This window comes from Sphingobium sp. (assembly GCF_048594625.1).
Taxonomy (GTDB): domain Bacteria; phylum Pseudomonadota; class Alphaproteobacteria; order Sphingomonadales; family Sphingomonadaceae; genus Sphingobium.
On record NZ_JBMDWL010000057.1, the window covers coordinates 1 to 19,525 of the forward strand.

Consider the following 19,525-nt stretch of genomic DNA (forward strand, 5'->3'; position numbering starts at 1 on the left):
CTGCCGGGCCGGGGGGTCGGCGGCACGGCGGGACGGGGGGACGGCGGGACGGCGGGAAGGCGGGAAGGCGGGAAGGCGGGAAGGCGGGAAGGCGGGAAGGCGGGAAGGCGGGAAGGCGGGCGACGGACCGTGGCATTGACAGGGTTGCGCGGGGCTGGGCATAGCGCGGCCATGAGAATGGATCGCAGATATGGGCGGATGCCGCGATGACCAGCGCGTCGATCCGCAGCTGGTATCTGGTTCATAAATGGACCAGCCTGATCTGCACCCTGTTCCTGCTGATGCTGTGCATCACCGGATTGCCGCTGATATTCCATGACGAGATCGACGCGCTGAGCGAGGATGCGCCGGTATATGGGATGCCGGGCGTGGGATCGTCGCGCGATGCGCCGGGGCTGTTGCCGCTGGACGCGATGATGGCGCGGGCGCTGAAGGCGAAGCCGGGCGACGTGCCCTTGTTCATGGCGTTCGACAATGACCAGCCGGGCATGACCATCACCACCGGGCCGCGCCCCGATGCGGCTGTGGGCGAAATGACGATCCAGCTGTTCGACCGGTCCACCGGCAAGGCGATGGGGCAGGTGGACGAAAGCGGGGTGATGCATTTCCTGCTGCAACTGCATACCGACATGTTTCTGGGCCTGCCGGGGATGCTGTTTCTGGGCGGCATGGGGTTGCTGTTCGTGGTGGCTCTGGTGTCGGGCGTGGTGCTTTATGCGCCGTTCATGCGCAAATTGCCGTTCGGGGCGCTGCGGACATCGCGCAGTCGGCGGATCGCATGGCTGGACTATCATAATCTGATCGGCATCGTCGCGCTGGCGTGGATGATGGTGGTGGGGGTGACGGGCGTCATCAACACGCTGGAAAATCCGATCAACCAGATGTGGCAGAGCCGCGAACTGGCCGCGATGACTCGTGCTTACGCGGGCAAGGGCGCGTTGCCGCCGGAACGTTACGGGTCGCTGGACCGGGCGATGGCGCAGGCGCGGGCCGCGTTGCCGGGGAACAACCCGCAATTTATCGGCTTTCCGGGCGGGGCGTTCAGTTCGAAACATCATTATGCCGTGTTCTTTCAGGGCGATACGCCGCTGACCCAGCATCTGTTGACGCCCGCGCTGATCGATGCGGAGACGGGCGCGTTCACGACGGCGGCGTCCATGCCGTGGGCGAACAAGGCGCTGTCGCTGTCGCGGCCGCTGCATTTCGGGGATTATGGCGGATTGCCGCTGAAAATCCTGTGGGGCGTGCTGGACGCCTTCACGATCGTGGTGCTGGTGAGCGGGCTGTATCTGTGGATCGGCAAGCGGCGCGCGTCGCCCGCCGCGCATGTGCGCGAGGTGGAGAGCGGCGGATTGACGGTGCCTGCGGAATGAGGGGCCCTGCGGAATGAGCGGGAAGAGGCGATCCGGGCAGAGTGTGGGCGCGATTTTTGCCCTGCCGATCGTGATTGCGGTGCTGAGCAGCGTGGCGCTGGTGCTGGCGCTGACCGGCGACGGGTGGCGCGATGCGCTGTCCTGGGCCGGGCTGGCCGTGCCGGTTGCGGCGGTGATCTGGGCGATGAAGGCGCGGCGGACTTGAGATAAGTTCCGTTCGTTTCAGGCGTAGTCGAGGCGTGCGGGCTTGGCGCCAGTCGCTTCTCGACTACGCTCGAAGCGAACGGAGTTTCTACATCCGGTTCAGCGCCGCGCGGTCCGGCGTGACCTGATATTGCAGCAGGCTGCGGATCTGGCCGCCCGGTTTCTGGATGTCGTCCATCGCCTTGACGTCGGTGATCCAGCGCTGGGGCGTGATGTCGAACAGCTGATAGCCGCGATAATCGACATAAAGGTCCATGTTCGGATTGTTGCGCAGCAGATGGTCGAAGCCCTGATCGCCCCGGCCGTTGCCGCCCGATGAAATGGAGGTGGAGAGGAACTCCACCGCGACCGCCTTGCCATCGGGGGCTTCGTCGCGTTCGGGGACGACGCCTGCGGCATGTTTGTGATGGTCGCCGGTCGCGATGACGACGTTGGTCAGGTCATGGCGGCGGATGCTGTCGATCAGGCGCGCCTTGGCCGGGCGATAGCCGTCCCACAGATCCGTTTCGAAGACCGGGCGGGTCTGGTCGGGTTGCCGCACGTCGAAGGGCATGACGATGACCTGTTGCGCCAGCAGATTCCATGTGCGGGGGCTGGATAGGCCTTCGTCCAGCCAGGCTTCCTGCGCGCGGCCGAGCATGTCGGGGCTGTTATGCGCTTCGACCGTGCAGCTGTCGGCGCGGGCGATGTCGTTGCACGACTGATCCGTGCGATAGCTGCGCGTGTCGAGGATATGGGTGCGCAGCAGCTGTCCGTAATCGAGACGGCGATAGGCGGTGATGCCGTTCGCGTCGGGCATCTGGGCGCGGCGCACGGGCATGTTTTCATACCATGCCTGATAGCCCGCCATGCGGCGCAGCAGGAAGATTTCGGGCGGGGTGCCGTCCTGATCATAGGCCCCGGCCCAGTTGTTATCGACTTCATGATCGTCGAAGGAGGCGGCGAAGGCGCAGCTTTGATGGGCGGCGCGCAGATGCGGGTCGCTTTTATATTGCGCGTAACGGCGGCGATAATCGTCGAGGCTGTAGATTTCGTCGCCCGCATGATGGCGCACGACCTTTGCGTCGTCGGGGCGGCCGGCGCCTTCGTAGATATAGTCGCCATAATGGAAGATGAGGTCGAGATCGGCTTCGCGGGCGAGCGCGCCCCAGACGTCGAACAGGCCCGCTTCCCAATGCTGGCACCCGGCGACGGCGATGCGGGCGCGGTCGATGGCGGCGTCTGCGGCGGGGGCGGTGCGGGCCATGCCGATGGGGCTGACATCGCTGCCCGCGACGGAGAAGCGATACCAGTAATGGCGATGCGGGCGCAGGCCGAACAGTTCGACATGGACGCTATGGCCAAGTTCGGGACGGGCGAGCGCTTCGCCGCGGCGGATGACGCGGGTGAAGCCCTGATCCTCCGCCACTTCCCAGCCCACCGGCACGATCGCCTGCGGCATGCCGCCATGTTCATCGAGCGGTTTGGGGCCGAGGCGGGTCCAGATGACGAAGCCGTCGGGCCATGGATCGCCCGCCGCAACGCCCAGCGTGAACGGGTTTGCGCCCAGCGGACGGGTGAGCGTCGCGGCGCGGGCGGGCAGGCCGCTCAAAAGCAGCAATCCGGCACCCGATTGCAGGAGCGTGCGGCGGTCTATGGTCATGGTCTTCTGTCCTGAATGGGTGAGAGGTTGGTGGGTGGCGCATTATGCCCACACCCGCTCTGTTCGAGCCTGTCGAGAACCGCTGCGCGCAGGCTTCTCGACGGACGGTTCTCGACTTCGCTCGAACCTGCTCGAAGCGAACGGACGCGATGGGCGGCGCAATATTTCAGTCGTCTTTTTTCCAGTCCAGCGCCGCCATCATGATGTCGAACAGGCGGGTGTTGGGCATGAAGCCATGCACCCGATCCGCACCGGGGCCGGACGCGGCGACGATGACTTCTTCGCCCGTATGGTCGGCCTCCACGCTGATGATGCCGGGTTTGGCCGGATCATATTGGTCGGCGAGCGGCGTGTCGCGCTTGCCGCCGGTCATGCGCAGGCCGAAACTGTGATCGGCGGTGAAGAGGATCAGCGTATCCGGCCCGGCCATCGCGCTGACGCGGCGGATCATGTCGTCCATTTCGATGACGTGGCGCATCCCGGCGCGCGGATCGTCGGTATGCATGTCCCATTCGACCATCAGGACATAGCCCTTTGGGTTGCGGGCGAGCTGACCGATGGTGGCTTCGACGGCGGGGAGGGGAACGAAATCGGTGTCGCGCAATATCGCCGCGCGGGGCGAGGAGGCGATGAGCGCGGGGTCTTCGCCGAACTTGTAGCCTGCGGCGGCGAAGGCTTTTTCAGGGGTGGTGCCCGCAGCGGTGAAGGCGACCTTCGCGTCCTTGAGGCCCTTGCCAAGCAGGATGTCGACGCCGTTGCCGAAGCGGGGTTTCAGCATCTGGGCGAAGATGTCGCCCTTGTTCGATCGGGCGGCGACATGGGCGTAATTGGCGGCGGGCGTCGCATCCCAGATCGGCATGTTGGTGACGACCCCGGTCGAAAGGCCGCGCTGCTCCGCATATTCCATCAGGCTTTTGACCGGGGCGGGATGGCCGTCGGGACCGGGGACCATCGACACCATGGCATTGTTGGTCTTGTACCCGGTGACGATGGCGGTCATGCCCGCCGCGCTGTCCGTCACCCATTTGTCGCGCGCCGACGTGTCGGAGAGGGCCACATGCGGCATCGACTGGATGAAGAGCGACTGCGGTTTGTCATGGGCGAGGATGCCCGCCGCGTTGATGGTGGATACGCCGCCCGCATCGCCCAGAAACAGGATGATGTTGCGGGCCTTTTGCGCTGGCCGTGCCGGCTTTGCTTCCTGCGCCTGAGTGGAAGGGGCCATGGCGGCGATCGTCGCGGCGGCGGCGAGCAGCATGGAGCGCAGAGGCAAAGCAGGCATTGTCGTTCAGTCCTTCAAGATTGGGGAAGCGGCGCCGGGGCGGTGCCGGTTTCCGGGTCGTAATGCGGATTGGCGGGATCTTGCGGGCGGGGATCGCCCTTGCCTGGCTGCGCGCTTTGCGCCCAGGCGCGGACCAGCAGGTCGCGCAGCATGGCGGACCCGGCGGCGGCACGGCGATAGACGAAATCGCGGCCTTCGCGGCTTTTGGGGTCGGACAGGATGCCGCGCTTTTCCAGCGCAAAGATGGTTTCGACGTCGGCGTTGCTGTCGGCAAGAAACTGGAGGACATGGGCGAAGAGATCGCCATCCTGCCGCGCCGGGGCGCCGATGCGCTTTGCAAAGTCGGCGGGTTGCAGGTCGATGGCGTCGGCATAGCCGATTTCGAACGCGCCATGGATGCCGCCGGTCGTCACATAGCCTTTGGGATTGTCGCCGAACCAGCCTTCGCAATGGATGCTGGCATGGTGGGGGTTCGCGCCGTCGCCGATATAGTGCGACATCCATGCGGTGTAGAAGGCCAGCGTCTGTTCGATGTTCGCCGTGGGTTCGCCGCGCGAGCGTTTGGCGCGCAGGGCGCGCATGCCAGCGACGATGCGGCCATAACCTTCCATCACCGCATAGGGGAGCGTGCCGGTCCAGCGGACGTTCAGGCGTTCGGCGGCCTTCGGATCGGTTGCCTTCACCCGTTCATGTTCGCGGTAGAGGGCGAGGACGAAGGCGTAGCGCGAGCGCGGCACATTGGGGCCGAGGAAGCGCAGGCGTTCCAGAAACCATGTGTGATTGGGGTCTTCGTCGATCTTCGAAAAAGGTTCGGACGATGAGCGCCATGTGTCGGGCGCGCCTGCTTCCTCCCCGATATATTCGGCATATTTGCGCAGGAAGATGGGACCGTCCGCAGGCAGGGTGTCGAGCGCGGCATGATCGATCACGGCATGGCCGCGGCCACCCCATGCGAGCGCGGCGGGGCTGGACAGGGTGGCGAGCAGTGACAGGGCGGCCAGAGTGGATTTGCGGGCAATTTTACGCATGGAGCATCGTTTCCGTCAGGCAGGCAGAAACCGGCCGGGCACAGGATGCGCCCGACCGGTCGAAAGATCAGAAATTATACGAGATTCCGACATAGGCCCGGCGACCCGCATAGATCGATCCGACGAAACGATCCTTGGTGTCGTTGCCCAGATATTGCCACTCCTGCGACTTGGTAAGGTTGATGACCGAGGCCGTGAGCATCAGCCCGTTCATCAGTTCGTAGGAGGCGTTGAGGTCCACCTGTTCATAGGGTGCGGTATAAGTGTTCAACCCTGATGACAGTCCGCCGACCACCGTGCCGCGACGGTTGTAGGAGGCGCGCAGCAGCAGGCGCCTGGTTTCATAGAAGACCGAGGCGTTGAACTGCGTCTTGGCGCTGCCGACCAGCGGCGAAGTGCCGACCTTCTGCCCGTCGAGCGTCACGTCCGCCGTCGAAGTGTCGTTCCAGGTGAAGTTGACCTGTGCGCCCAGACCGAACGGCAGCGTGTGCTGGGCATAGAGTTCGACGCCCTGCGACACCGCGCTGGAGCCGTTGGCCACCGTCGAATAGGATTCGATCAGCACCTGTTCCCCCGCCACGTCGCGGGTGACATCCATCACCAGCGGGACGATGAAGTTCGACACATCCTTGCGGAAGGCGGTTGCGCCGATCACCGATCCGGGGCGGAAATACCATTCCAGGCCAATGTCATACTGCCACGCACGGAAGGGTTTCAGTTGCGAGTTGCCGCCGCTGCCCGACCAGCCGGGAAATTCGCCGAACTGGTCGCGGTCGAACGCATATTCGGGCGATTTGTAGGTGAGCGAACGGGCGCCCGCGAGGTCGGAGATGGACGGACGGGCCACGACCTTTGCCACCGCGCCGCGCAGCAGCAGGTTGGAAGTGATGTCGTAGGACGCGTTCAGGCTGGGCAGGAAATCGGTATAGCTCTTGTTTTCGTGCAGCCGGATATTTTCGATCACTTCGCGCTGGGCGAGGGGAAGCACCTGACAATTGCCGTCGGCGCCCAGCGGACGATTGGGGTCGAACGGGCCATTGGGACCGTTGACGCAATAGTCGATCAGGCGTTGCAGGCGATCCGACGTTTCGTCGCGCTGTTTGGTATGCACCACGCGCAGGCCGATATTGCCGCGCAGGCCGCCGGTGCCGAAATTGGCCTGAGCATAGCCGCCCAGCGCCTCTTCACTCAGATAATAGACATTGTTGGGTTCCGGCTCGCGGACCCAAGGGCCATAGCGTTCGTTGATGATTTCAAGATAACGCTTGAAATTGATGCCGGGGTAAAGGTTCGCGCTGAAGCCGCCATTGATGTTGCCGATCGGCTGACTGTAGAAATATTCCGGCTGCGCCACCGCGCCCTGCGGCGTGTTCTGGTAACGGATCTTGTTCGCGGCGTCGGCATACCATTCGTTGCGGCCGGTTTCGCGATGCACTTCCAGCTTGCGCCATTTGCCGCCCAGCTGGATCGAGCGCAGGAAGCCGCCGTCGAAGCTGCGGGTCATGTCCAGCTGCACATAGGGCTGATCGATGGCGCTGTTGGTGAAGCTGCTGTTAGTGCCGCCGATGTCGATCTGGGCGATGCCGTTCATCAGATTATCTTGCAGGTTGGGCGAAAATTCCATCGCCACGCCCTTGCTGCCCAACGTCCATGCGCTGATGAAATTGCCGTTCTGTTCCTGCCCCGGCACGGTGATGCGCGGTTTGGCCGCGGCCTGGAAACGGAGAGAGGGGCCGCCCTGCGACGCGGTCTTGCCGACTTTCAGCACGGCGTCGAACCGGTCGCGCTTATAATGGGCTTCGCCTTCGAATGTCTGGCTGTGCTGCTTTTCCTCGCTGTAGGAGCCGGTGAGGCGCGGGGTTTCCATGGTGCACATCGGATTGGCGGCAAGGCAGGGCGCGCCATCCACCAGGAAGGTGGCGGACTTCATCACCGTGCCGCTCTTGTCGAAGACGGCGTCGCTGAAGAATTTGCCATAACCCCATTCGGGGATCGTCAGCTGGTTGTAGGTGAAGTCGCTGCTATACTGGAAACGGAAATAATTGGTGGTGATGGTCAGGCTGTCGGTCGGGCGGAACTGGGCCGTCGCCTGAATACCGAAGCGTTCGCGGTCCTGATCGAACACTTCGGTGCGAACCGACTGGGGCGCCCAGTAGCCGGTATAATGGGTGCCGTCATTGGTGCTTTGCCCGCCGCCGGTCCAGTAGGATACCGCCGCATCATTGGCGATCGGGTTGCCGTTGACGTCGGTCGCGCGTTCCAGCACCTGACCATTGGCGCCGCGATCGCTCCACCAGCGCCATGTACCCGCGGTCGAGCGCATTTCGCGGTTGGTGCGCTTCTGATAGACGCCGCCGATCAGGAAGCCGATGGTTTCATCGTCATTCTTCCACGAATATTGCGCGCCGATCTGAGGCTCGAACTTTTCGCTATTGTCCGAATAGGTGCCTTCGGCCGAAATGAAGCCGGAGCCTGACGGCACGTCGAAGGGGCGACGGGTGTTGAGGATGATGGTGCCGCCGATGCCGCCTTCTTCCAGACGCGCTTCGGCCGATTTATAGACTTCGGTGCTGGCGATGAAGTTGGCGGGCAGCATCACATAGTTGAAGGACCGCTGCGGATCGCCGCTGTCCGCGCCGGCGAGGAAATTGCCGTTGAGCAGCGTCTGCGTAAGGCCGGGCTGAAGGCCACGGATGCTGACGCGCGATCCTTCGCCGCCGTCGCGGGTGATGACGACGCCGGGCATGCGTTGCAGTGCGTCGGCGACGTTCTTGTCCGGGAATTTGCCGATGTCCTGCGCGGTGATGACGTCGACGAAGGCGTTGGCTTCGCGCTTCTGTTCCAGGCTTTCCTCGATCGACTGGCGATAGCCGGTGACGACGATCGCCTGTTCAGCGGGCGCTTCGCCCGCCAGTGGTTCATTCGCGGCTGCCGGGACGTTTCCCATATTGCTCTGCGCCAGCGCGACCAGCTGGCCATCGTCGCCCACGACGCGCAGGCCCGATCCCGCGATCAGCAGCGACAGCGCGGCCTGACGGGTCATGGTGCCGCGCACGGCAGGCGCCGCCATGCCGCGAATGTCGGCGGCGGGATAGACGATCTTGATCTTTGCCTGTTTGGAAAAGGCGATCAGCGCTTCGCCAAGCCCTTGCGCGGGCACATCGAACCAGGCGCTGGCGGCCTGCGCCGGGCTGGCGATCAGGGCGGTGGTGGTGGCGAGCGCAGCAAGAAGCGAATGGGACGTACGGAACGACATGAAAATTCAACCCCCGAAAAGCGCCATGTCGGCGCGGTTCGGGGTGTTGACGGGATTAGGGCGCGCTGCCTCCAAGTTTAAGGAAAATAAATTTCCTTATTATCGCAACCCATGGATTATCGGGCGAGACGATAGCCATCCGGCGTGGTCGTCACCTGCGCGTTGAGGCTGAGCGAGACGGCTTTGAGAAACTGATCGGGGCGGGCGAGGTCGAAGCGGCCGCCGATCTTTTCCTGCGCGAGGGTCGCGTCGGCGACGACGATCTTGCGCGGCAGATAGCGGTTGAAGTCCGCCGCCGCGTCAGCCACCGACTGGTCGAGGAAGATGATTTCCCCCGCGCGCCAGGCCATGCGGGACGCGATCTGTTCGCTGCTGTGGCTTTCCACCCGGTGCGGGCCGTCGCCATCGACGATGACGGACTGATTGGGTTGCAGGGCGGCGGCATGCGCCGCGCCGCGCAGGGGCATGGCGGCGCCGTCGACCAGCGTGAGTTCCGCCCGGTCACCGGTGATGCGCGCGTCGAACAGGCCGGGCGTCAGGGGCAGCGACCCGGCATCGGCATGGAAGGTCGCGCTGTTCCCGCCGCGCAGGTCCAGCGCGACTTCACCCCGGTCGAGGCGCAGCGCGCGCCGGTCGTCGGAAAAGCGCCATGACAGCGACGTGTCGGTGTTGAGATAGGCGATGCTGCCGTCGGGCAGGGCAACGCGGCGGGTTTCGCCCACGCCGGTCGTCGCATTGTCCCATGCATAGGCGCGCTGCGCAACGAAGCCCGACCCGATGATGGCGAGCGGCAGGCCCACCGCCGCGGCGCGGAGCCATTGGCGGCGGCTGGCCATGGGCGCGGCGTCTGCCAGTGTCGGGGCCTGTGTCGACGCCTGTGCCGGGGCGGGGGCAAGGACGGGCTGATCCCGTGGCGCGGGGATGGCGGCGATGGTTTCCCACTGGCCCGCGACGCGGGCATAGGCGACCGCGCGGGCGGGATCGGCGCGACGCCATGCTTCGAAATCCGCCGCATCGGCCGTGCCCGCATCCAGCGCCGCGAGCCAGCGCGACGCTTCGGCAATAAGGGCGTCCTGACCCAGCGGATCGTTCGAAATCGTCATCTGTCGCTTTATTCGCCAGTCGGGTCGATCCATTAGGCGATCGTCCCTTTCTTTCCACCTAACAAGCTGTTGCCTGTCAGAGAAGCATCTTCTCCTGCGCCTGTTCGGGCGTTTCGTCCAGTGGCTGATCATAGGGCGTCAGCGCATGGGTCAGCAATTCCACGGCGCGGGCCAGACGTTTTTCGAAAGTCGATATGCTGATGCCCAGATCGTCGGCGATGGCGCGAGGGCTTTCTTCCCCGAAACGGCGGCGGATGAGGGCAATGCGGCAACGATCGGGCAGCGCGGCGATCGCCCGGTGCACGCGGTCCATCTGCGACCGGGCGGCGACGATGCGGAAACTGTCGGGCATGTCGTCGGCGACATCGGTCATGGCCGGGGCGGGCAGCGGCTGCATGGCGACGACGCGGGCCTGACGGATGCGGTCGATGGCATGGCTGTAGATCATCCGCATGACATAGCCGGGCGGATTGGCGATGGCGGTCCAGCCGTCGAGCGTGAAGAGTTTCGTATAGACTTCCTGCACGATGTCGCCCGCTTCGTCATCGTCGCGCACGGTGCGGCGCGCATAGGCGATATAGGCGCGTTCGTGCGGCAGGACTTCGTCCACGAACCAGCGGTCTATCGGGCGGATGTGAGGCGCGTGCACCGGAGCGTAACTCAGCAAGAAGCAGGACAGGTGCGGCGCATCTACGGCGGAAAAATGTAACTTTGGCTACAATATACAGAAAGATTGCGGGGGCGGGACGGGCATGGCGCGGATGGTGCGCCATGCCCGCCATGCGATGCGGTTATTTGCGCATGCCGCCCGCGATCAGATCCGCCACATCATGGGTGACGCCGTTCAACATCACCTTCTTCACTTTGAAGGTGTTGGCGATATTTTCGCGCGGGTCGCCTTCCACCAGCACGATGTCGGCAAGCTTGCCCGCTTCCAGCGTGCCCGCGTCGAGGTTCAGATCCTTCGCCGAATTGACGGTCGCGGTCTGGAGCGCCTGAAATGGCGTCAGGCCCGCGTCGACATAGGAAGAGATTTCGGCGTGGAGATTGTTGGCGATCATCGTGTCGGTGCCCGCCGTGACCAGCGTGCCCGCGTCATACATTTTCTTGAGCGCCTTATACTGCCCCTCCAGCAGGGGTTTCAGCATCGCGGCCATCGGGTCCGCGCCGCTGATCGTTTCGCGCGCCCATGTGGGGTAGAGGTTGAGGCGCGGATCGTCGCGATAGGACGGGTTCTTCGCCAGATAGGGGGTCATCGCGCCGAAATGGGTGGGCGTGAGCGTGCGCCCGCTGCGCCCGAACAGCTGGATGACGTCTTCATAGGCCATGCCCTGCGGCCCCTGTTTGGGGGAATAGCCGCGACGGCTGGTGGCGCCCATATGTTCCGTCGCGTCCACGCCGGAGAAGGCGGCGGGGAAAATTTCATGGCCGCTGACCGGGATGCCCATTTGATGCGCGGCGCGCACGATCTGCCGCTGATAGAGGTCGGGCATGCGCACATAGCTTTTGATCATGTCGTAATGGAGCGCGCGCATGCGGGTAAATTCGCGTTCCAGATGGGCGGGGCTGGAGACGGCGACGCCCATTTTATAATAGACGCGCTGCCATTCGAGCAGCGGCCCCGCGACATAGAGGCGGGGCGACAGGCGCACGCCCGATTCCGCCGCTTCGCGATCCTCCACCGCGTCGTAGATCTGCGTGCCCGGATCGCGCACCGTGGTGATGCCATAGGCCAGCCATGCGCGTTCGAGGTTGGAGCCGAAATCCTTTTGCGCGTGGCTGTGATGTTCGATGAGACCCGGAATGGCGGTCAGGCCGGTGCCGTCCACGAAGCGCCCACCCGTGTGAAGGGCGGGGTCATGATCGCGGATTTCGGCGATGCGGTGGCCATCGACGATGATGTCCTTGTCATGCTGCGTCACGTCGCGGACCGAATCCACGAGGTTGCTGACATGGATGACCGTGCGGCCAGTGGGATTGGCGATGCGGTAGGTGAGGTCTACGGACACGTCCGCGATCGCGCCGGTTTCGATGTCGAGCGATTTCAGTTTGTCGGCCGACTGGAACAGGATCGTCTTGTTGTCCGCTGCCCATGTCGGGAAATAGCTGATGTCCGAGGTATAGGCGCGGGGCGGTCCAAGCGGCTTGCCATCGGCGGCGACCGGCCAGATTTTCAGCAGCCCTTCGTAAATGGCGGCCATTTTCATGCCGTCGGGCGACCAGACGGGGCCGCCGCCTGCCCGCGTGTCCATCGACATATTGTCTTGCGGTATCTGCCAGAAGGGTTTGCCGACTCCGTCGGACGGGATCATGTAGATCTGGTTGGTGCCTTCGCGGAAGCTGTTGGAAAATTTGTGGGATAGCGCGATGGCGACATATTTGCCGTCGGGCGACCAGCTGGGGCTGCCGGGCTGGCCCAGCGATCCTTGCAGGCGCGTGATCTTGCCCGTGGCGACATCCACGACGCAGACGCCCGCCACGCCCCAGCGGCCATCGACGTCGATATAGGCGATGCGCGTGCCGTCATGCGACCAGGCTGCGCCCAGCGGCTGGGTGTCGATGTCGGTCAGGCGGCGATCCTTGCCGCTCGACAGGTCGCGTATCCACAACTGGGGCAGGCCGCCGCCCTTGTCGGAGGTGTAGACGAGGCTCTTGCCATCGGGCGACCATGCAGGGTCGGTGTCGAGCGCGCCGTCCTTGGTCAGATTTTCAGGCGTGCCCCCTTTTGCCGACATGACATAGATGTCGCCCAAGGCGGCGAAGGCGATGCGGCTGCCGTCGGGGGAGATCGTGGGATGGACGATGCCGAGCGCCTTGCGCGGGGCCGTGCTGTCCCAGTCGCGTTTGGCGCGGGCGTAGACCGGCTTCACCACCTCCAGCGTGGCGGCGAAATCGACGGTGGACAGCGCCGTGCCCTTGCGGTTGCGGATCTTGCCGTCGGACACATAATAATAGCTGCCATTCTTCCCCCAGCTGACGCGGAAGGGGAAAACATTTTCGGCGCCGCTGACCGGCTTGCCATCGATTTCGAGGCGGCTGCCCTTTGCATCCTGCACGACATAGGCGAGCTGGCCGTCGGGACCGAAGGAGGGGGCGTCGATCTTGCCCTCCACCTGTTTGAGCAGGCTTTCCTTTCCGTCGGCAAGGCTGGTGACGTAGAGCGCGGTCTTTGCGCCGTCGATGCCGGCATAGGCGATGCGCGTACCGTCCGCCGACCAGCTGGGCAGGCGATCTTCGCGGCCGTCGCTGCTGATCTGTTTCATCGCGCCGCTGGCGATGTCCAGCGTCCAGATGTCGTAATTATTGCCGCTGCGGTCGGACGAAAAGGCCATGGTCCTGCCATCGGGCGACCATGCGGGTTCGCGGTCGTCATAGGCGCCGTCGGTCAGCTTCTTCATGTCGCTGCCGTCGGGCTTGATCGTCCAGAGATCATAGCCGCCGTCGCGATAGGAGAAATAGGCGAGGCGCGAGCCGTCGGGCGACCAGACCGGCTGGCGCGCGTCGTTGAAATAATCGGTGATGCGGACGGCCTTGCCGCCCTTGACCGGCACGATCCACAGGCTGCCCTGCAAATCCATCGCCAGCCATTTGCCGTCGGGCGAGGCGGACACGGCCATGGAGGTGCCTTCATGCACATCGAAGGCCATCGGCTTTTCGCCGCCGGGGGGCGGCAGGTTGGCGGGTTGGGCAAGGGCGCCGGTGGCCACAGCCGAAAGAAGCGCGAGCGAGAGAAGTTTGATGGCGGATTTCATGGTCGCTTTATTCCCTTACCAGCCAAAGACATAGCGTTCGCGGCGGACATCCGCCCCGCCGCGCAAGGTGCCGCCGCCCGGCACCACGCCGGTCGCGACGATGCCGGTGGACACGGCGAACGGCCCCAGCACATCGAGTTTATGGCCGCGCGCGGTCAGATCGTCACGCACCGTCTGGGGCACGCGATCCTCGATTTCCAGCACGCCCGGTTCGTCCTTCTTGATGCCGAAGGAGCCGTGGAAATGATTGGAATTGATGCGCGGCGCTTCGATCGCGGCCTGTAGCGGCTGACCGAAGGCGAGGACGCGCAGCAGCACGTTCATGATCTGCTGATCCTGATTGTCGCCGCCCGGCGTGCCGATGGCGAGGAAGGGCGCGCCATCCTTGAGCACCATCGATGGCGACAGGGTCGTGCGGGGACGCTTGCCGGGCACCAGATAATTGGGGCTGGCGGGATCGAGATCGAACACGGTCAGGCGGTTGCTCATGGGCACGCCGGTGTCGCCCGCTATATAGGCGCCGCCGAGCATCCAGCCGCTGCTGGGCGTGCAGGAGAAGAGGTTGCCGTCCTTGTCCACCACCTCGATCGCGGTGGTGTCGGCGGTCGGCTTTGGCGGGGCCTTGAGCATATGGGGCGTGAAGGCCGGGGTGGTGCGGGCCTTCCCCTCAAACGCCCATGGATCGCCGAAGCGATGTTCGAGCGAGGCTTTCGGCCCGATCTGCTTTGCGCGGGCGGCGGCATAGTCCTTCGACAGCAGGCCCTTCATGGGCACGGTCGCGAAATCGGGATCGCCGAAATACATGTTGCGATCGTCGAAGGCGAGCTTGATCGATTCCGCCACGGTGTGGAGATAGGGGGCGGACCCCGGTTCCATCGACGCGATGCCCGCCGCTTCGGCGATGTTGAGCGCCATCAGCATGGCAGGCCCCTGGCTCCAGAAACCGGCCTTATATACCTGATAGCCGAACACGCTGGTCATGGTCGGGGTTTCGACCTTGCCCTTATATCTGGCGAGGTCTTCATAGCGCATCAGGCCGCCGTCGCGCTCCATCGCGGCGCCGATGCGGCGGGCGATGTCGCCTTTGTAGAAAGCGTCGCGCCCGGCCTGAATGGCGGCCTTGCGATCCTTCGTCTTTGCAAAGGTCGCGCGGTCGGCCTGTGCAATGGTGCGCATGGTGCGGGCGAGGTTGGGCTGGCGGAAGATTTCGCCGGTCTTGGGCAGCTTGCCGCCCGGATAATAGGCGTCGTAGGCGGCCTTATGCTTCGACGTCGCTTTCTGCTGGCTGACGAAGACTTCGGCGAGGAAATTATACATCACGAAGCCGTCGGCCAGTTCGATCGCGGGCTGCATCACCTGATCCAGCGTCATCGTGCCGTTGAGCGCGAGCGCGAGCGCCATGGCGTCCACCATCGCGGGCACGGTGCCGCCATTGGGACCATTGCCGGGGATGACGCCCGCCGCGGCGAACTTGTCCGGCGTGGCGAGGCCGGGAGCGACGCCCTGACCGCTGATGAGCGAGATTTTCTTCGCCTTCGCGTCGAAGATGATGGTGGGCGCTTCGCCGCCGAAGCCGAAATGGGAGATTTCGGTAACGGCCGCCGCGAAGACCGCCGCGACGCCCGCATCGGTGGCATTGCCGCCCGCCATCAGCATGCGCGTACCCGCCGCCACGGCATAATGGCGGCCCGCCGCGACGATGCCGAAATCGCCGACGATTTCGGGACGCAGGGTTTCGCCCGCGCTGACGAGGCGGGTGGGTTCGATGGCCGGTTTAGGCGCCGGTGTCGGCTGGGCCATGGCGGATGTCGCTGTTCCCATGGCGGCGACGCCGCCTGCTGCCAGCGCCGCAAGATCACGGCGGCTAAATCCCGGCTTTTCGCTGTCGATCATCAATGAAATCCCCTGTGGTCGGCTTGTGCGGCGAGGCCATGAGGGCGGGCGTTCGCTTACCGTCATGACAGCATAACGGGCCAGCCGCGCGTGTCCGCCACGGCAAAGTAAAATTAGGACATATTTCAAAATATTTTGAAATTCATGGCGGAAATTTTATCGCCGTCAGTTCTAGCTCTTTGAAAGATGCGTCACGGCGGAGGACGCCATCGCCGAAGTTTCGACGTCGTGAGGGCGATTTCGGAACATATATCCGCGCCGGAGAGGGTGTTGGAACTCCAGTTTTCGGGAGGGTCCGCGCGCACAGTATCGCAGGTCGCCACAATTAGGACATGTGGTGTCTATTCCTGTCCCTGTGCCCAAAATCGCCGACCGTTCCGATCGCTGAACTGCCAGGGCCGTGCGCCGGAAAATTCGTCGCACCGGACTTCATCACAGGGGAATGAAGATGAGGGATAGCAGAAAGACATCGGGTAGGATGACCGGGCGCAGGATGGCCGGCGCGGCACTGGCAGGCGTCAGCCTGTGGGCCATGCTGGCGGGCGTGGCGCAGGCGCAGGGCGCCGACGCAGGCGCGCCGCAGGCGGGAGACGAAGAATCGCGCGCCGAAATCGTCGTCATCGGATCGCAGATCAGGGGCGCGAACGTCGCAGGCGCGCTGCCCGTCAGCGTCGTGGGCGAAAGCCAGATCGAGGCCGTGGCCGCCGTGTCGGGCGCCGACCTCTATCGTTCCATCCCGCAGCTGGGCGGCGTGACGTTCAACGAACAGGTGTTGGGCGGCGGCAATGCCAATGCGGCCCGCGGCGACGTATCCACCGTGTCGCTGCGCGGTCTGGGGCAGGGCAATACGCTGTTGCTGATCAACGGCCGCCGCACCGTGCTGCACCCGACGTCGCAGGCCATCACCGGGGTCGTGGATTCCGGCGTTCCCACATTCGGTTACAACGCCAACACCATCCCGGTCGGCAATATTTCCCGCGTGGAAGTGCTGCGCGACGGCGCGGCGGCGCTGTACGGGTCGGACGCGGTGGCGGGCGTCGTCAACAACGTGCTGAACAGCGATTATAAGGGCGCCAAGTTCGACGTCCAATATGGCGGCGCGGAAGGCACCAACCTGCGCGAATTTCAGGCCAATGGTCTGGTCGGATTCGATTTCAACGAAGGGCGCGGCAATATCTCGATCTTTGGCGGTTATGCGCAGAAGTCGAAACTTTATCTGTCCGATCAGGACTATACCGCCAGCGTCGACCGGCGCGGATATGTGGCGGGCACGCCCTTTGCCAATGTCGCGGCGTGGAACGGCACCAGCACCGCCACGCCATGGGGCACGTTCCGCGTGGTGCGCCCCGGCGGCGGCGCGAATTTCCTGAACCAGACGCTGACCAGCAACGGCACCGCCTTCACCAACGCGTCGGGCCAGTTCCATATCCAGCCCAGCAGCAACGCGGGATGCCGGATCGCGTCGGGCACGCCCAACACCTGTTATGACGACGGCAATGGCGTCACCGAAATGTCGGGCGCGGATTCCAACCTGCGCTTCAATTCGCCGGCGACGTTCGACGACCTGACCGTTCAGCCTTCGGTCAAGCGCATCAACATCTTTTCCTATCTGAATTACGAACTGTCGGATTCGCTGTCCTTCTTTGGCGAAGTCGGATTCTATCGCGGCAAGACCAGTTCCACCATCGGCGCGCCGGGTTCGCTGGCCAATATCCCGATCACCGTGGCGGCCAATGCCTATTGGAACCCGCTGGGTCCGATCGGATCGCCCAACCGCCTGCCGGGGCTGAACCCGGCGGTCGTGCCCGCGACCGGCCTGCCGATCCAGATCACGTCGCTGACCTATGCCGATGTCGGGTCGCGCAAGGTGGACGTGACCAATTACCAATATCGTTTCCTGGGCGGACTGAAGGGCAATATCGGCGATTTCGACTGGGAATCGGCGGGCCTTTACACCTGGGCGACGGCGGCGGACACACAGGAGAATTTTTCCAACACCCTGTTGCAGGCGGCAATCAACCGGACGACGCCCGACGCCTATAATCCGTTCAACGGCGGCTGCGTCGATACGCCGTCGGTCGGCGATTGCACCCCCAACAGTCAGGCGACCATCGACAGCTTCATGATCGAGGCGACCCGCAAGACGCGCACGTCGCTGGCGCTGTGGGATTTCAAGGTGTCGAACGCCAATCTGCTGGGCCTGTGGGCGGACAACAGCATCGGCGTTGCGGCCGGTATCGAATGGCGGCGCGAAACCTATCATGACAACCGTTCCACCTATCAGGGCGGTATTGCGGGCGTCGACACCACCTATACCGATGCGGTGACCGGCGTATTCTATGGTTCCGATCTGGGCGGCGCCAGCCCCAGCCCGGACGTGCGCGGCAAGCGCAATGTGAAGTCGGCCTATGCCGAACTCGCCATCCCGATCTTCAGCCCGGAAATGGAAATTCCGATGTTCCGCCGCCTGAGTTTCCAGGTCGCGGGCCGATATGAAGATTATAGCGACGTCGGGTCGGTGGCCAAGCCCAAGGTCGCAGGTTCGTGGGAATTGCTGGAAGGCATGATGCTGCGCGGCAGCTGGTCGCAGGGTTTCCGCGCGCCGAACCTGGAAGTGATCAACACGTCGACGCTGGATCGCGTCAATGGCGGGTTCGACTATGCCTTGTGCGAAGCCGATGTCCGGTCGGGCCGCGCCAGCAATTTCTCCAGCGCGGTGTGTAACGTGTCGGTGCTGCGGCGCAGCGGCGGCAACCCCAATCTGAAGCCCGAAGAATCCACCAGCTGGAGTTTCGGCGCGGTGTTTTCACCGCAGCTGGGCGAAGGCCTTGGCAAGGTGACCTTCACCGTCGACCGGTGGAAGATCCAGCAGAAGAATGTCGTGGGCCTGCTGGATTACCAGAATGCCCTGAACCTCGACTATCTGATGCGGGTGCAGGGCAGCAGCAACCCCAATGTCATCCGCCGCGATCCCACGGCCGACGACATTGCGCGGACCGCAGGCACCGGCCTCGCCCCGGTCGGCGAGCTGCTGTACGTGGTCGCCAATTTCCAGAATCTGCTGCCGGTCACCGTTCAGGGGATTGATTTCAATCTGGACTATATCCTGCCCAATACCGGGATCGGCAGTTTCTCGCTCAACGTGAATGCGTCGCGCCTGATCAGCTATTTCGTCGATGCGCCCGCGGGCGTGCAGCAGGTGATCGAAGGGCAGGGTCAGGGTCTGGTCAATGCGGGCGTGCCGATTCAGGGAGGCGGCGACGTGATCGGCCGCGACGGCCAGCCGCGCTGGCGGATTTCGGCGACGTTCGACTGGACGCTGGGTCCATGGAAGCTGGGCGCGTTCACCCAGTTCATCGACAGCGTCTATGAAAATGGCGTGCGCGATGCGGCGGCCAATCCCTGGACCGTGAAGGGGCAGACGACCGTCAACCTTTATGGCCAGTACACGTTCAAGAATGACGGGCCATTGAACGGCACGACGATCCAGATCGGTGCGCGCAACATTTTCGACAAGGATCCGCCGCTGTCGTCGGCCGGCTATATGTCGAACCTGTATCAGCCGCAGGCGCGCTATTGGTATACCAGCCTGAAGAAGGTCTTCTAAAAGAGCTGACATGGAAGGGCGCGGGGCTTCTCTCCTCTTTGGGGATGGGCGCCGCGCCTTTTTCTTTTTTTGCTGAAATGAGAGAGTGATTATGGGTCTGGATCGCCGGGAAATGATCGCCGCAGGTTTGACCGGCGCGCTGATGGCGGCGTTGCCGGGCCGCGCGCTGGCGCAGTCGGGCAGCCGCGCGCCGGACGCGCCCCGCACCGGCAGCGCCACCGTTGCGGCGCACCGGGTCGAGGTGCCGATGCCCCATGGCGGGGTGACGGCGGGCCATCCGCTGGCCGCCATGGCGGGGACGCGCATGCTGATGCAGGGCGGCACGGCGGCGGACGCGGTGGTCGCGGCGATGGCGGTGATGAACGTGGTCGAACCATGGGCGTCG

The 19,525-nt window shown here is 64.1% G+C and carries 11 protein-coding genes and 1 pseudogene; 4 read left to right on the forward strand and 8 right to left on the reverse strand.

Annotated features, from left to right (window positions below; translation table 11 throughout):
- The first annotated feature begins 206 nt into the window (after window positions 1–206).
- Both ACOJSJ_RS07130 and ACOJSJ_RS07135 read left to right on the forward strand, forming a co-directional pair.
- Window positions 207–1,373, forward strand: a complete 1,167-nt coding sequence (locus tag ACOJSJ_RS07130; protein ID WP_420144294.1) for a PepSY-associated TM helix domain-containing protein — start codon at window positions 207–209, stop codon at window positions 1,371–1,373.
- Window positions 1,374–1,386: 13 nt separating this feature from the next.
- On the forward strand, window positions 1,387–1,578 hold the full coding sequence (locus ACOJSJ_RS07135) for a hypothetical protein (protein WP_420144295.1): 192 nt from the start codon (window positions 1,387–1,389) through the stop codon (window positions 1,576–1,578).
- Window positions 1,579–1,665: 87 nt separating this feature from the next.
- Here ACOJSJ_RS07135 and ACOJSJ_RS07140 read toward each other — a convergent pair whose 3' ends face one another.
- The 8 genes from ACOJSJ_RS07140 to ACOJSJ_RS07175 form a co-directional block, all read right to left on the reverse strand.
- Window positions 1,666–3,219 (reverse strand): alkaline phosphatase D family protein, encoded by a 1,554-nt coding sequence (locus ACOJSJ_RS07140; protein ID WP_420144296.1) that lies wholly within the window; start codon window positions 3,217–3,219, stop codon window positions 1,666–1,668.
- 166 nt (window positions 3,220–3,385) lie between these two features.
- A complete protein-coding gene (locus ACOJSJ_RS07145; RefSeq protein ID WP_420144297.1) occupies window positions 3,386–4,501 on the reverse strand; it encodes an alkaline phosphatase in 1,116 nt (371 codons plus the stop codon).
- 14 nt (window positions 4,502–4,515) lie between these two features.
- Complete coding sequence (locus ACOJSJ_RS07150; RefSeq protein WP_420144298.1) at window positions 4,516–5,529, reverse strand: nuclease; 1,014 nt, start codon at window positions 5,527–5,529, stop codon at window positions 4,516–4,518.
- A gap of 67 nt (window positions 5,530–5,596) precedes the next feature.
- Complete coding sequence (locus ACOJSJ_RS07155) at window positions 5,597–8,785, reverse strand: TonB-dependent receptor (RefSeq protein ID WP_420144299.1); 3,189 nt, start codon at window positions 8,783–8,785, stop codon at window positions 5,597–5,599.
- A 116-nt stretch (window positions 8,786–8,901) separates the two neighbouring features.
- On the reverse strand, window positions 8,902–9,888 hold the full coding sequence (locus tag ACOJSJ_RS07160; protein WP_420144300.1) for a FecR family protein: 987 nt from the start codon (window positions 9,886–9,888) through the stop codon (window positions 8,902–8,904).
- Between the two features lie 76 nt (window positions 9,889–9,964).
- On the reverse strand, window positions 9,965–10,537 hold the full coding sequence (locus ACOJSJ_RS07165) for an RNA polymerase sigma factor (protein WP_420144301.1): 573 nt from the start codon (window positions 10,535–10,537) through the stop codon (window positions 9,965–9,967).
- A 142-nt stretch (window positions 10,538–10,679) separates the two neighbouring features.
- Window positions 10,680–13,640: an amidohydrolase family protein gene (locus ACOJSJ_RS07170; RefSeq protein WP_420144302.1), complete on the reverse strand. Its 2,961-nt coding sequence runs from the start codon at window positions 13,638–13,640 to the stop codon at window positions 10,680–10,682.
- A 15-nt stretch (window positions 13,641–13,655) separates the two neighbouring features.
- The gene (locus ACOJSJ_RS07175) at window positions 13,656–15,533 is read right to left on the reverse strand and encodes a gamma-glutamyltransferase family protein (RefSeq protein WP_420144303.1); all 1,878 of its coding nucleotides are present in this window, start codon (window positions 15,531–15,533) and stop codon (window positions 13,656–13,658) included.
- A 532-nt stretch (window positions 15,534–16,065) separates the two neighbouring features.
- Here ACOJSJ_RS07175 and ACOJSJ_RS07180 point away from each other — a divergent pair.
- On the forward strand, window positions 16,066–19,140 hold the full coding sequence (locus tag ACOJSJ_RS07180) for a TonB-dependent receptor domain-containing protein (protein ID WP_420144304.1): 3,075 nt from the start codon (window positions 16,066–16,068) through the stop codon (window positions 19,138–19,140).
- A 91-nt stretch (window positions 19,141–19,231) separates the two neighbouring features.
- Window positions 19,232–19,525 (forward strand): annotated as a pseudogene (locus ACOJSJ_RS07185) (gamma-glutamyltransferase family protein); the annotation flags it as partial.

Excerpts from the sequence above, each read along its gene's own strand:
- ACOJSJ_RS07130 (WP_420144294.1), top strand. The coding sequence starts at position 207 with ATGACCAGCGCGTCGATCCGCAGCTGGTATCTGGTTCATAAATGGACC.
- ACOJSJ_RS07135 (WP_420144295.1), top strand. The coding sequence starts at position 1,387 with ATGAGCGGGAAGAGGCGATCCGGGCAGAGTGTGGGCGCGATTTTTGCC.
- ACOJSJ_RS07140 (WP_420144296.1), bottom strand. The coding sequence starts at position 3,219 with ATGACCATAGACCGCCGCACGCTCCTGCAATCGGGTGCCGGATTGCTG.
- ACOJSJ_RS07145 (WP_420144297.1), bottom strand. The coding sequence starts at position 4,501 with ATGCCTGCTTTGCCTCTGCGCTCCATGCTGCTCGCCGCCGCCGCGACG.
- ACOJSJ_RS07150 (WP_420144298.1), bottom strand. The coding sequence starts at position 5,529 with ATGCGTAAAATTGCCCGCAAATCCACTCTGGCCGCCCTGTCACTGCTC.
- ACOJSJ_RS07155 (WP_420144299.1), bottom strand. The coding sequence starts at position 8,785 with ATGTCGTTCCGTACGTCCCATTCGCTTCTTGCTGCGCTCGCCACCACC.
- ACOJSJ_RS07160 (WP_420144300.1), bottom strand. The coding sequence starts at position 9,888 with ATGACGATTTCGAACGATCCGCTGGGTCAGGACGCCCTTATTGCCGAA.
- ACOJSJ_RS07170 (WP_420144302.1), bottom strand. The coding sequence starts at position 13,640 with ATGAAATCCGCCATCAAACTTCTCTCGCTCGCGCTTCTTTCGGCTGTG.
- ACOJSJ_RS07175 (WP_420144303.1), bottom strand. The coding sequence starts at position 15,533 with ATGATCGACAGCGAAAAGCCGGGATTTAGCCGCCGTGATCTTGCGGCG.
- ACOJSJ_RS07180 (WP_420144304.1), top strand. The coding sequence starts at position 16,066 with ATGCTGGCGGGCGTGGCGCAGGCGCAGGGCGCCGACGCAGGCGCGCCG.